Here is a 13,452-nt window from a genome sequence, read left to right as displayed (position 1 = left end):
AGCCGCGGTGCGGTGCGAAAAAGGTTCAATGGTGGTTCGGCGGCGGCCTCAGGGACGCTGCCCCGCCGCCAGGCGGGTCTCGATATCGGCGACGACGCCGGGCAGGTCCGCCACGGTGTCGATCAGGTAATGGGGGGCGGCAGGCGCCAGTTCCTGGCTGGCGCGCTCGCGCGCCTGCTGGCGGCCGGCGTCATCCAGGCTCAGGTATTCATCCAGCGTCAGGCCGGCGGCATTGCCGGACAGCAGCAGGCCGACGGTCCACATGCCGGCGCGGCGGCCCTCTTCGATGCCGGGGGCGGTGTCGTCGACCTTGATGCAGCCAGCCACGTCGGACAGGGCCAGTTCCACCACGTTCTTGAGCGCCATGGCGGGCGCCGGGCGGGCGCGCGGCACGTCGTCGCTGGCCACGATGCAATCGGGTTCCAGGCCTTCGCCCGCGGCGCGCTCCACCACGCGGCGCATCACGCTGGCGGGGTAGCCCGAGCACGAACCGATCTTCAGGCCGCGCTGGCGCAGCGCGCGCAGCAGCTCGGCCGCGCCAGGGATGGCGGCCGAATACTGCGCCACCTTGTCCAGTTGCATCGGCAGGAAGCGTTCGTAGATGGCGGTCACGTCGTCATCGGTCGGCAGGCGGCCAAACTGGGCCTGATACTGCTGGGCAATGGCGGGCTCGTCGCACAGGGCGCGGATGTGATCCCACTTGCCCACGCCCATCGGGCCCCGGGCCTGCTCCAGCGTCACGTCCATGCTGAACTGCGCGAAGGCATCGACGAACACTTTGGTGGGCGCGAAGGAACCGAAGTCCACCAGCGTGCCGGCCCAGTCGAAAATCACCGCTTCCAGGCGGACGGGCAAAGGCGAAACAGTCATGAGGGTCTTCCTTCAGAAATATTCAATCAAAGGGCGGCGGGACGGCGCCAGGCCTGGCTGCGCGCCACCAGGGCGCGGCTGGCCAGGTGCAGCGCCAGCGCCGCGACCGCCGAACTGGCCATGATCACGGTGCACATGGCGGCGGCCGGGCCGATGAAGCCGGCGTCGTCCATGTTCAGCACCGCGACGGCGGCCAGCACCGTGTTCGGGCTGTACAGGAAGACCACGGCCGACACGGTCGTCATGGCGGACACGAACAGGTAGCGCGCCACATCCAGCGCGGCGGGCAGGCACATCGGCAGCGTCACGCGGACGAACGTGGTCAGGCGCGGCACTTTCAACGAGGCGGACGCGGCTTCGAATTCCGGGTCCAGCGCGTTCAGGGCGGTGGCAGCCGTGAGGTGGGCGCTGGTATAGAAGTGCACCACGGTGCACAGCACCAGCAGCGGCATGGTGCCGTACAGCAGGTTCAGTGGATTGGCGGGGCTGTTGAAGAAGAAGATATAGCCCAGGCCCAGCACCAGGCCCGGCACGGCCATCGGCATCAGCGCCAGCATGCCGACCGCGCCGCGCAGGCCGCGCGCCACCGCGCCGCGAGCCGGCACCTTTTCCATCATCCAGGCGCCCAGGAACACCACCACGGTGCCCAGCACGGCCGTGCAGAACGCCAGCTCCAGGCTGTTGCGCCAGGCCAGCCAGCCGCCGCCGTCCATGTTGTCGAAGTCGTACGAACGCAACGACATCGACAGGTTGTAGGGCCACATCTTCACGAACGAGGCCCACACGGCCACGCCGATGATCAGCAGCAGGAAGCTCGCCATCACGCCGGCCAGCAGCAGGAAGGCCGCATCGCGCCGACGGTTGACGCCGGCCGCGTAGGGCTGGGCGCGCCCGCTCATCTGGGCGCCCTGACGGGCACGCAGGCGGCGGTCCAGCACGAAGGTCAGCACCGCGGGCAACAGCAGCAGGATGCCGATGGCGGCGCCCTTGGGGAAGTTCAACTGGCCGACCACGGCCTTGTAGGCTTCCATCGCCAGCACGTTGTAGTCGCCACCCACCACCTTGGGCACGCCGAAGTCGGTGACGGTCAGCGTGAACACCACGCAGCAGGCCGAGAACACGGCATAGCGCGTGCCGGGCAGCGTCACCGTCATGAAGGTGCGCAGCGAGCCCGCGCCCATGGCGCGCGCCGCGTCGTACAAGCGGCCGTCGGCCAGCGTCAGGCCGGTCAACAGGATCATCAGGGCGTGCGGAAAGGTGTAGAAGACTTCGCCCGCCACGATGCCCCAGAAGCCATAGATGGTGGCCCCGCCGAACAGTCCCTTGAGCAGGCCCTGGTTGCCCAGCAGGTACACCAGCGCAATGCCGGGCAGCAGCGACGGCGCCAGCAGCGGCAGCAACGCGATGGTGCGCAAGAGGCCCTTGCCGGGAATGCGGCTGCGGGTCAGCGCATAGGCAAAGGCGTAGGCGCACGGCACCACCAGCATCATGGTGACCACACCCACGGTCAGGCTGCGCCCGACCATGGCAAGGAAGCCATCGGCGCCGATGATGCCCAGCACCACCGACAGGCCGGCCCAATCGCCATTGCCGTCGGTGACGGACTTGAGCAGGATGGCCGCCAGCGGCAAGGCCAGGAACAGCAGCAGGAACAGCGCCAGGCCGGCCTGCCCCAGCGTCAGGCCCAAGCGGCCGATCCAGCCCGGCAGGGGCCGGCGGCCCAGCGGCGAGGCGGCGGCCACAGCGACGGGTACAGCGGGGGCGGCGGCGGGCACGGACACGGCGGGGACGCTGGCGGGCACGGTGGAATCAAGCGTAGGCGCGAATCGCATGGCGCGGCAGCTCCACCCAGCAACGGCTGGCAGCGTGAGGGCCCAGCAAGGCGTCTCCGGTTTCGGGGGATACGATCGAATGCACCGTGGCGCCCGGCACGCCTTCCAGGCGCAGCGCCAGGCGGTAGCCGCGGCCCAGGAACACGCCGTCCAGCACGTCGGCCAGCATGGTGTTGGGTTCTTCGGGGCGCGCCACGCTCACGCGCACGGCTTCGGGGCGCACGAACAGCTTGCCGACGTTGCGCTCCAGCGCCTCGTCCACCGCCAGTTCCTGGCGGCCGACCCGGGCGCGGTGCGCATCGATGCGTTCGAACGGCAGCCAGTTGGCCTCACCGACGAAATCGGCGATGAAGGCCGAGCCCGGCTGTCGATACAGTTCGCGCGGCGTGCCGAACTGCTCGATGACGCCGCCATTCATGACCGCGATGCGATCGGCCATCACCATGGCCTCTTCCTGGTCGTGCGTCACCATCAGCGTGGTGATCGACAGGCGCTTTTGCAGGGCGCGCAATTCGATGCGCAGGTGCTCGCGCACCCGGGCGTCCAGCGCCGACATCGGTTCGTCCAGCAGCAACAGCGACGGCGACGGTGCCAGCGCGCGGGCCAGCGCCACGCGCTGCTGCTGGCCGCCGGAGATCTGCCCCGGATACTTATTGGACGCACCGGCCAGGCCGACCAGCGTCAGCATTTCCTCGACCCGGTCGGCCACGTGCTTGCGGTGGGCGCGCTTGCCGCTCAGGCCGTAGGCCACGTTCTGGGCCACGGTCAGGTTGGGAAACAGCGCGTACGACTGGAACAGGATGCCGTAGTCGCGCGCTTGCGGTTCGGCGTGGGAAATATCGCGGCCGGACAACAGAATCTTGCCGCTGTCCTGGCGTTCCAGTCCTGCGATGGCGCGCAGCAAGGTGGTCTTGCCGCAGCCGGACGGCCCCAGCAGGCACACCAGCTCGCCCGCCCGGATATCCAGGGACACATCGGACAGCGCCGTGTGGGCGCCAAACCGCTTGACCAGGTTGCTGACCGACAGAAAGCCCCCGCGCTGCGCTCCGCTCTGGGGCGAAGCGCCCGTCGGAATCGTGTCTGTATCGCGTTGGGGCTGTAGGGGCATGGTGCCTCCGGTCTGGGAACGAAGGCAGTATGGAAGCGGCGTATTGAGTGTTTATGACACTTCGCGCAAATGCAGTAATAAAAACATCAAATTATTTTGGTGTACTGGCGGTCTTGCGCATTGCGTCCATTACCAGGCCCCAGAACACCGTGCTCGTCGCCGAACTGAAATCCTTCTATGCCGTGGCTCGCTGCGGCACCGTCACCAAGGCCGCCGCCCAGCTGGGCGTGAGCCAACCCACGGTGACGGGGCAACTGCGCCAGTTGGAATCGCGCTATGGCGTCGAACTGTTCCACCGCCAGGGCCGCGGCATGCGCCTGTCGGACGCCGGCCACAGCCTGATGCCCATGGTGGAAAAGCTGGTGCAGCAGGAAACCGAGATCGATTTCCGGCTGCGCGACGCCAGCGACCTGCGCGAAGGCAATCTGCGGGTCGGCGCCACCGGCCCCTTCTACATCATGGATACCGTGCGGCGCTACAACCAGCGCTACCCCGGCATCGACCTGACGGTCACCATCGGCAATTCGCACAGCATGCTGCAGGCGCTGCATGACTATCGCATCGAGATTGCCACGTCGTCATTTCTGATGGATGACAAGCACCTGTATCGCCGCCTGATTGCGGCGGACCCGATCCGCGTGGTCACCCACCGCGACCACCCGCTGGCCCGACGCGGCCAGGTGGCGCTGGCGGACCTGGCCGACCACGCGTTGCTGCTGCGCGAGCCCGGTTCGATGACCCGCCAATTGACGGAAGACGCCCTGCAAGCCGCCGGCGTCAGCGTCAAGCGAACGCTGGAGATCGGCAGCCGCGAATCGATCCGCCAGGCGATCTTGTGCGAGCTGGGCATCAGCCTGATCCCGTCGCGTGAAATTCCGTCCCATCCCGATCTGGTCGCGCTGGACATCCAGGGCGCGGACATCGTGATGCATGAATACCTGTACTGCCTGCGCGAGCGCCAACCGGTGCAGCTTATCGCGCGCTTTCTGGAGATGGCGCCGGCAGCCGGCTGATCCACGGATCACTGCCCGCCTCTTCCCCTTGCGGCCACTAGGAGACAAACATGGCCTTGACCTTGCAGGACATCGAGCAGCTTTTCCTGGAACGCGGGCACCGTTCCTATCATGGCGAATCCGTCAGCCATCTGCGGCACGCGCTGCAGACCGCGGCCCTGGCCGAGCGCAACGGCGCCAACGCGCCGCTGATCACGGCCTGCCTGTTGCATGACCTGGGCCACCTGATCGCCGATCACCCCGGCACCCCCACCCTGCGCGGCGTCGACGACAAGCACCAGTATTTCGTGCTGCCGTTCCTGCGCGGGCTGTTCAGTTCGGCCGTGCTCGACCCGATCCGGCTGCACGTGGAGGCCAAGCGCTACCTCTGCTACGTGGAGCCGCAGTATGAAGCGTCGCTGTCGCAGGATTCGAAGCGCAGCCTGGCGCTACAGGGGGGCAGCTTCGATGCGGGCCAGGCGGTGGATTTCGCCAGCATGCCGGGCGCGCCGGATGCGATCCGGCTGAGGCGCTGGGACGACATGGCGAAAGTGCCGGGCCTGGCCACCCCGCCGCTGGACCACTTCCTGGAGATCGCCGAAAGCGTCTCCAGCAGGGTCAAGCTGGCGGCGGTCTGGTAGGACGCGAAGGGCCTAGTCGCCCTTGGCCACCGGCCGGGACGGATCGCTGCACCATTCGCTCCACGACCCCGGGTACAGGCGCGATCCGGACAGGCCGGCGATTTCCATCGACAGCAGGTTGTGGCAGGCGGTGATGCCCGAGCCGCACTGGTGCACGATGGTCTTGGGATCGCGACCGTCCAGCAATGCCGTGAATTCCTCGCGCAGCACGGCCGCGTCCTTGAAACGGCCGTCGGCTTGCAGGTTCTGGCCGTTCGGCCGATTCAAGGCGCCAGGAATGTGGCCGGCCACCGGGTCCATGGGTTCGACCTCGCCGCGGTAGCGGTTGGCCGCGCGCGCATCGATCACCGTGAAGGCGGGCTGGGCAATGTTGTCCAGCACGGCTTTCGCGTCCACGCTACCCACCAGCGGCGCACCAGGAACCACCGGTGCGCCCGGCTGCACGGGGGGCGCGGGTTCGGTGGCGGTAGGCAGGCCCGCGGCCACCCAGGCCTGCCAGCCGCCGTCCAGCACCGCGACCGGGTGGTGGCCCAGCCAGCGCAGCATCCACCACAAGTGGGCGGCGTACATGCCGCCGCTGGCGTCGTAGGCCACTACCAGGGTCTGGGGCGTGACGCCGTGCGCGGCCATCAGGGCGCCGAATTCGGCGCGGTCAGGCAGCGGATGGCGGCCGTTCTTGCCGGTGCGCGTCGCCGCCAGTTCGGTTTCGTGATCGAGGTAGCGCGCCCCGGGAATGTGGCCAGCGGCATAGGCCTCGCGGCCTGCGGCGTGATTGGTAAGGTCGTGGCGCACGTCGAACACGCGCACGTCCGCGGCGCCAAGGCGCGCGGCCAGGTCGACTGCGGAAATCAGGGTCGTCGTCATCAGGCAGGCTCCTTTCGCTTCATCGGATTCGCGGCGTCAGGCCGGCTTGGGGTCGCGCATGGTGCGCCAGACCGACAGCAGGCCCGCCGAAATGATCAGGCCCATGCCGGCCCACGCCAGGCCATCCAGGGTGTCGCCCCAGAAACCCATGCCGATCAGGGCCGCGAAGATAATCGTGCTGTATTGCAGGGCAGCGGTCAGCAGCGCCGACCCCATGCCGAACGCGCGGGTCATGGCCAGCTGGCCGAACAGGCCCGCCACGCCCACCCCCATGAGGGACGCATAGCCCGTCCAGTCGGCGTGGCCCCAGCCCTCGAAGCCCAGGCCGGCGAAGCTGGAGACGCAGACGGCCACCGAGAAGAATAGGACGGTGCGCCATTCGGGTTCGCCGATGCGGCCCAGTTGGCGGATCTGCATCATGGCGATGGCGGACATGGCGCCGGCGCCCAGGCCCAGCAGGGCGGCCAGCCACTGGTCTTCGTTGATGCTGGGACGCAGCACGGCGATCACGCCCAGGAACCCCAGCGCCACGGCGGCGATGCGCACCGGATCGCGCTGCGCCCCGCCCCACCCGAGCATCCAACAGGCGATGAACAGCGGCGCCGTGTAGTTCAGGCTGGTGGCGGTGGCCAGCGGCAGGTGGGCAATGGCGAAAAAGCCCAGCCACATCGAGGTGACGCCGGACAGGTTGCGCCAGATGTGCAGCTTCCAGCTGGTCGGAATGATGGATTGGCGGCCGGCGCGGGCCCAGAGCAGCAGCAAAATGACCGACGGCAAGCCGCGGAACAACACCACCTGCGGCAGCGACGCGCCGTGCTCGGTGCCCAGTTTCACGAACGAGCCCATGACGGCGAACATGGCGGACGCCAGCAACATCCAAAGTGCCTGCATGGGGGGATTGCGCTCAGGTGAAAGTGAGGAGGAATAAGGGAAAGCGATACTATACTCTCCGTCACCGGACGCAGCGCCGCCAGTCGGGGAACTGGCGCGGCGCCGCACAGTCAAAGCCGGGGTATTTCCCGCTCGCAGAGGAACAAAAAAACATGAAACGCATTGTCCTGTTCGTCATCACCAACCTGGCCGTCATGCTCGTGCTGTCGGCCACGCTACGCATCCTGGGCGTAGACCGCTACATCACGGCCAATGGCCTGAATCTCAACGCCCTCCTGATCTTCTCGGTGGTGGTCGGCTTCACCGGCGCGATCATCTCGCTCCTGATCAGCAAGCCCATGGCCAAATGGAGCACCGGCGCCCAGGTGCTGGATCCGAACGCGCCGCGCAGCCAGCGCGAAGCCTGGCTGCTCGATACCGTTCACCAACTGGCCGACCGCGCCGGCATCGGCCGCCCCGAAGTCGCCATCTACGACGGCGCACCCAACGCGTTCGCCACCGGCGCCTTCAAGAACGATTCGCTGGTCGCCGTGTCCACCGGCCTGCTCGAAAGCATGAGCGAAGAAGAAGTCGCCGCCGTGCTGGCCCACGAAGTGGCCCACATCGCCAACGGCGACATGGTCACCCTGACCCTGATCCAGGGCGTGGTGAACACCTTCGTCGTGTTCCTGGCCCGCGTCGTCGGCTACTTCATCGACCGCGTCGTGTTCAAGAACGAACGCGGCATCGGCCCGGGCTACTACGTCACGGTGCTGGTCTGTGAGATCATTTTCGGCATCCTGGCCTCGATCATCGTGGCCTGGTTCTCGCGCCAGCGCGAATACCGCGCCGACGCCGGCTCGGCCCACCTGATGGGCGCCCGCGAACCCATGATGCGCGCCCTGGCCCGCCTGGGCGGCCTGGAACCGGGCGAGCTGCCCAAGTCGTTCGAAGCCTCCGGCATCACCGGCAAGGGCGGCCTGGCGGCCATGTTCGCCTCGCACCCGCCCATCCCGGCCCGCATCGCCGCCCTGCAGAACGCCCGCGTCATCTGATCCCTGCGCCACGGTGCCCCCGTGGCGCCCACTGCCTGGCAGAAAAAAAGCCTCTTGATCGCTCTGAACTGCACCCCAAAGGTTGGATCGGTGTCCAACTTCTTGGGGTCACTTCAGATCGATCAAGGGGCTTTTTCTTTGGCTGCGCTGCGCCTCAGCACTCGACGATGTTCACCGCCAGGCCGCCGCGCGCCGTTTCCTTGTACTTGGTCTTCATGTCGGCGCCGGTTTCGCGCATGGTCTTGATGACCGAATCCAGCGACACATAGTGCTGGCCGTCGCCGCGCAGCGCCATGCGGGCCGCGTTGACCGCCTTGATGGACGCCATGGCGTTGCGCTCGATACAGGGAATCTGCACCAGGCCGCCGACCGGGTCGCAGGTCAGGCCCAGGTTGTGTTCCATGCCGATCTCGGCCGCGTTCTCGACCTGCTCGACCGAGCCGCCCAGGGCGGCTGCCAGGCCACCCGCCGCCATCGAACACGCCACGCCGACTTCGCCCTGGCAGCCGACCTCGGCGCCCGACAGCGAGGCGTTGTACTTGTACAGCAGGCCAACGGCCGCCGCGGTCAGCAGAAAATCACGCACGCCTTCGCGGTTGGAACCGGGGACGAAGCGATCGTAATAGTGCAGCACCGCCGGAATGATGCCCGCCGCGCCGTTGGTGGGCGCCGTGACCACCCGGCCGCCGGCCGCGTTTTCCTCGTTGACCGCCATGGCGTACAGATTGACCCAGTCCATCACCGACAGCGGGTCGGACAGCGTGCGTTCAGCCCGCTGGGTCAGGTTGCGGTACAGCTCGGGGGCGCGGCGGCGCACCCGCAGCGGCCCGGGCAATTCGCCGTCCGCCTCGGGGTAATTGATGCCACAGCCGCGCGAGACACAGTCCTGCATGACCTGCCAGATGCGGTCCAGGCCGCCCGCGATCTCGCCGGCGTCGCGCCAGGTGAGTTCGTTCTGCATCATCAGCTGCGCCACGGACAGGCCGCTTTCGCGGCACATGGTCAGCAATTCGCGGCCCGTGCGGAACGGGTACGGCAGCTGGTCGTGCGCCGCGATGACCTGGCTGTTGGACGCCCCCGCCGTCACCACGAAGCCGCCCCCCACCGACAGGTAGCGGGCCTCGCGCAGCGATTCGCCCTTGGCGTCGAAGGCATGGAATTTCATGCCGTTGGGATGCTCGGCCATGGCTTCGCGGCGGTAGAACATCATGTGTTCCTTTTCCACGAACGGCACCGGGTAGTGGCCCAGCAACGGCAACTGGCGGCTGGCGCGCACCGACGCGATCATGCCGGCGATGGCCGCCGGGTCGACCGTGTCAGGGGCCTCGCCCATCAGGCCCAGCAGCACGCCCTTGTCGGTGCCGTGGCCCTTGCCGGTGGCGCCCAGCGAGCCGTAAAGCTCGGCGCGCACGTTGGCCACCTGCGGCAACAGGCCGTCGCGCTCCAGGCCCTGCGCGAACAACAAGGCCGCCCGCATCGGGCCGACCGTATGGGAACTGGACGGGCCAATGCCTATTTTGAACAGATCGAATACGGAAACGGCCACCAGAACTCCCATGCATCCACGAATGATCCGGCAATGATACGCGCAAGCCCCGGCCGCGCGCAGCAAAGCCCTGCGAGGCGTATGCTGTATTGCAGGGACGGGTTTCCCCGCCCGCCCCGGCATGCGATCATTACAGAATTATTTCTTGTCATAAAAAGAATGGAACGACTCCAGGATGTCCGGACTTATTACCCTGCTTGACTTCGCCGGCTACGTCGCCCTGCTGCTTTGGGGCGTGCACATGGTCCAGACAGGCGTGCAGCGCGCCTTTGGCGCCGCCCTCGGCGCCGCACTGGGCCGCGCCCTGGGCACCCGCCTGCGGGCCTTCGCCGCCGGCCTGGGCATCACCGCCGCCCTCCAGAGCAGCACCGCCACCGGCCTGATGATCACCGGCTTCGCCGCCGGCGGCGTGGTCGGCCTGGTCCCCGCGCTGGCCGCCATGCTGGGCGCCAACGTCGGCACCACGCTGATCGTCCAGCTGCTGTCATTCGACCTGACCTCGCTGGCCCCCATCCTGATCCTGGCCGGCGTCTGGATGTTCCGCCGCTATCCCCCGGGCCGCACCCGCGACCTGGGCCGCGTCTTCATCGGCCTGGGCCTCTTGCTGCTGTCGCTGCACCAGTTGGTCGAACTGTTCGAACCCTTCCAGACCGCCCCCATGCTGGGCATGATCCTGGACGCCCTGGCCACCCAACCCGTCGCCGCCGTGCTGCTGTCGGCCGCCTTCACCTGGGCGGCCCACTCCAGCGTCGCCGTGGTGGTGCTGGTCATGTCGCTGGCCAGCCACCACATGGTCGCCCCCCACGTCGCCTTTGCCCTGGTGCTGGGCGCCAACCTGGGCACCGCCATCAACCCCATGATCGAAGGCGTCACCGGCGACGATCCCGCCGCCCGCCGCCTGCCCCTGGGCAACCTGCTGACCCGCGTGCTGGGCGTCCTGGCCGGCCTGGTGCTGCTGCCCTGGCTGCAACCGCTGATGAGCGACCTGTCCAGCGACCCGGCCCGCGCCGTGGCCAACTTCCACACCCTTTTCAACGCCGTCATTGCCGTGGTGTTCCTGCCGCTGTTGGCCCCCTACGCCGCGCTGCTCACCCGCTGGCTGCCCAAGCGCACCGACCCCAACGACCCGTCCCGCCCCCAATACCTGGACGAATGGGCCCACGACGTGCCCGCCGTCGCCCTGGGCAACGCCGCCCGCGAGGCCCTGCGCATGGCCGACATGCTGCAGACCCTGCTGCTGTACGCCCGCGCCGGCTTCAAGCGCGACAACCGCCACCGCATGGTCCAGGCGCGCCAGCTCGACGCCGCGCTCGACAAGCTCGAAAACGCCATCACCACTTACCTGGCCACCCTGGACCAGGAAAACATGACGCGCGACGACCTGCAGCGCATGGACGACATCCTGGCCTTCACCAGCAACATTGGCCACGCCGGCGACATCGCCCACCACGGCCTGCTCAGCCACATCGCCAAGCTGCGCAAGCAAGGCTGGACCTTCTCGCCCGAACAACGCGCCAGCCTGGACGACACGCTGGGCGAACTGATCGCCAACCAACGCCAGGCCGCCGCCCTCTTCGTCAACGACGACCTGCGCCAGGCCCGCGCCCTGGCCGGCGAAAAAGCGCGCTTCCGCACCATCGAAACCCAGGCCGCCGACACCCACCTGCAAAAGATCAAGGCCGGCCAGGTAGACGCCGCCGAAGTCGGCGCCCTCTACCTGGACATCCTGCGCGACATGAAGGGCATCAACTCCCACCTGGTCGGCGCCGCCGCCTACCCCCTGCTCGCCCGCCACGGCGAACTCCTCCCCAGCCGCCTGCGCGAAGCGGGGAATTGAGGGCCCCCACGCTGCGCGCTTCGCGCTTGCTGCCCCCCGAGGGGGCTGCCCGGCCTTCGGGCGGCCGGGCGGCCGGGCGGCTATCTTTGCGGGGCGTTGTCTCTAATTCCCCCACCGCGCGCACGACAGCGCTTGCTGCCCCCCGAGGGGGCTGCCCGGCCTTCGGGCGGCCGGGCGGCCGGGCGGCTATGGAATGTGGGCCCCCACGCTGCACACGCTTCGCGTGCTTGCTGCCCCCCGAGGGGGCTGCCCGGCCTTCGGGCGGCCGGGCGGCCGGGCGGCTATCTTTGCGGGGCGTTGTCTCTAATTCCCCCACCGCGCGCACGACAGCGCTTGCTGCCCCCCGAGGGGGCTGCCCGGCCTTCGGGCGGCCGGGCGGCCGGGCGGCTATGGAATGTGGGCCCCCACGCTGCACACGCTTCGCGTGCTTGCTGCCCCCCGAGGGGGCTGCCCGGCCTTCGGGCGGCCGGGCGGCCGGGCGGCTATCTTTGCGGGGCGTTGTCGCTGCGCACTGTCGGTAAGACCCACTCACCCCGTCAGGCACAACGGCCTGCAAGCCAGTAGCCCCAGGCAAGCGCAGCGACGCCGCACAAGCGCGCAGCGTGCTGCGTCACGACGCAGCAGGGCATGTATGCCCAGAGCCGGCCGCCCGCGCGGCCGGTCTGGGCGGGCGACGCAAACCTCTCCCCCATTCCTCGGCCTGGCAGCGCTTCAATTCTCGAAACCGGTAGCCCGGCGCGGGTTGGGCGCAGGGGTGCGCGCCGTTAGATGCGCCCGAGGGAATCCGTAGGAGTCGCCGAAGGCGAGGACGAGGATGACAACGGGGCAGTCCGGAGCGAAGGCTCCGGACCGCAATCGTAGGCGCGCATCCCTGCGCCCAACCCGTGACGGGCGGCCTACGAAGAAAACCCGCCCACACCACACCAAAGGCCGCGCCCCGTCGCGCGCAGCGACGCCAACTCCCTCACAGGTAACGCTTGAACCACTCCAGCATCCGCTTCCACCCATCCCTGGCAGCCTCAGCCTGATAATTCGCCCGGTAATCCGCCATGAACGCATGATCCGCGTCCGGATACACCACAAACTCCGACCGCCTGGCATTGTCATTGCCGCCGGCAAGCTTGCCCTTCATGATCTCGATATCCGACACCGGAATGCTGGCGTCCTTGGCCCCATAAAGCCCCAGCACCGGCGCATGCAGTTCATTGACCACATCGAACGCGACCCGCTTGATCAACGGGCCATGCCCGGCGCTCAGCTTCCCGTACCACGCCACGCCCACCTTGACATCCGGATTGTGCGCCGCGTACATCCACGTCAGGCGCCCACCCCAGCAAAAGCCCGTCACGGCCACGCGCCTGGGGTCGCCGCCGTGCTGCGCGGCCCACGCCACACTGGCGTCCAGATCCGCGAACACCTGCTCATCGGACACCTTGCTCACGATCTCGGCGATCAGCTTCGGAATATCGGTATAGGTAGAGGCATCACCCTGGCGCTGGTACAGATTCGCGGCCACGGCCAGGTAGCCGGCTTTGGCGACCCGGCGGCAGACGTCCTTGATGTGCTCATGCACCCCGAAGATTTCCTGCACTACCAGCACCACGGGCAGGTTCTGCTTGCCCTCGGGGGCGGCGTAGTAGGCGTCCAGGGTTCCATCAGCCACGGGCAGCTGGAAATCCCCGTGGACCAGCCCCTGCGTATCCGTGTGGATCACGGTGGGGGCGACGTTGCCTGCGGCGGCGGAAAAACTCATGGCGAACTCCTGTGTAGGGATCAACGCGGGACCGGCGTCCCGCGATTCGCCAACTAGGCATGCGCGACACGACCGGCCAGGATC

General features: G+C 68.1%; 11 protein-coding genes. 4 read left to right on the top strand and 7 right to left on the bottom strand.

All coding sequences use genetic code 11. The features are described from left to right. Window positions 1-48 precede the first annotated feature (48 nt). The 3 genes from phnX to AC3WMR_RS03760 are packed head-to-tail and all read right to left on the bottom strand — an operon-like array spanning window position 49 to window position 3,810. Window positions 49-870: a phosphonoacetaldehyde hydrolase gene (phnX, locus tag AC3WMR_RS03770; RefSeq protein ID WP_492262710.1), complete on the bottom strand. Its 822-nt coding sequence runs from the start codon at window positions 868-870 to the stop codon at window positions 49-51. Between the two features lie 26 nt (window positions 871-896). Next, a complete protein-coding gene (locus AC3WMR_RS03765; RefSeq protein ID WP_492262709.1) occupies window positions 897-2,702 on the bottom strand; it encodes a putative 2-aminoethylphosphonate ABC transporter permease subunit in 1,806 nt (601 codons plus the stop codon). Beyond that, window positions 2,680-3,810 carry a putative 2-aminoethylphosphonate ABC transporter ATP-binding protein gene (locus AC3WMR_RS03760; RefSeq protein ID WP_492262708.1) on the bottom strand — a complete coding sequence of 377 codons (1,131 nt, stop codon included), beginning with the start codon at window positions 3,808-3,810 and terminating at the stop codon, window positions 2,680-2,682. The genes AC3WMR_RS03765 and AC3WMR_RS03760 overlap by 23 nt, the downstream gene beginning before the upstream one ends. 149 nt (window positions 3,811-3,959) lie before the next feature. Here AC3WMR_RS03760 and AC3WMR_RS03755 point away from each other — a divergent pair, with 149 nt between their 5' ends. After that, window positions 3,960-4,823: a LysR family transcriptional regulator gene (locus AC3WMR_RS03755; protein ID WP_492262707.1), complete on the top strand. Its 864-nt coding sequence runs from the start codon at window positions 3,960-3,962 to the stop codon at window positions 4,821-4,823. 50 nt (window positions 4,824-4,873) lie between these two features. Beyond that, window positions 4,874-5,443: a phosphonate degradation HD-domain oxygenase gene (locus AC3WMR_RS03750; protein ID WP_492262706.1), complete on the top strand. Its 570-nt coding sequence runs from the start codon at window positions 4,874-4,876 to the stop codon at window positions 5,441-5,443. Window positions 5,444-5,455: 12 nt separating this feature from the next. Here the strand turns inward: AC3WMR_RS03750 and AC3WMR_RS03745 are convergent, their stop codons facing one another. Further along, a complete protein-coding gene (locus tag AC3WMR_RS03745) occupies window positions 5,456-6,307 on the bottom strand; it encodes a sulfurtransferase (protein WP_492262705.1) in 852 nt (283 codons plus the stop codon). 36 nt (window positions 6,308-6,343) lie between these two features. Beyond that, window positions 6,344-7,198 (bottom strand): DMT family transporter, encoded by an 855-nt coding sequence (locus AC3WMR_RS03740; RefSeq protein ID WP_025140243.1) that lies wholly within the window; start codon window positions 7,196-7,198, stop codon window positions 6,344-6,346. A 152-nt stretch (window positions 7,199-7,350) separates the two neighbouring features. On the opposite strand from AC3WMR_RS03740, the gene htpX reads away from it, so the two are divergent. Further along, the gene (gene htpX, locus AC3WMR_RS03735; RefSeq protein ID WP_025140242.1) at window positions 7,351-8,232 is read left to right on the top strand and encodes a protease HtpX; all 882 of its coding nucleotides are present in this window, start codon (window positions 7,351-7,353) and stop codon (window positions 8,230-8,232) included. A 154-nt stretch (window positions 8,233-8,386) separates the two neighbouring features. On the opposite strand, the gene AC3WMR_RS03730 is transcribed toward htpX, so the two are convergent. Further along, window positions 8,387-9,778, bottom strand: coding sequence for an L-serine ammonia-lyase (locus AC3WMR_RS03730; protein ID WP_025140241.1), 1,392 nt, complete (start codon window positions 9,776-9,778; stop codon window positions 8,387-8,389). 175 nt (window positions 9,779-9,953) lie between these two features. Between AC3WMR_RS03730 and AC3WMR_RS03725 the strand changes: the two genes are divergently transcribed. Beyond that, complete coding sequence (locus AC3WMR_RS03725; protein WP_025140240.1) at window positions 9,954-11,615, top strand: Na/Pi cotransporter family protein; 1,662 nt, start codon at window positions 9,954-9,956, stop codon at window positions 11,613-11,615. Window positions 11,616-12,579: 964 nt separating this feature from the next. Here the strand turns inward: AC3WMR_RS03725 and AC3WMR_RS03720 are convergent. Further along, on the bottom strand, window positions 12,580-13,368 hold the full coding sequence (locus tag AC3WMR_RS03720; protein ID WP_492262704.1) for a dienelactone hydrolase family protein: 789 nt from the start codon (window positions 13,366-13,368) through the stop codon (window positions 12,580-12,582). Window positions 13,369-13,452: the final 84 nt, after the last annotated feature.

It is taken from the genome of Achromobacter sp. FW305-C-28, from assembly GCF_058783235.1.
The sequence above is the reverse complement of the archived record's forward strand: the minus strand, read 5'-3'. Positions and strand labels throughout refer to the sequence as shown.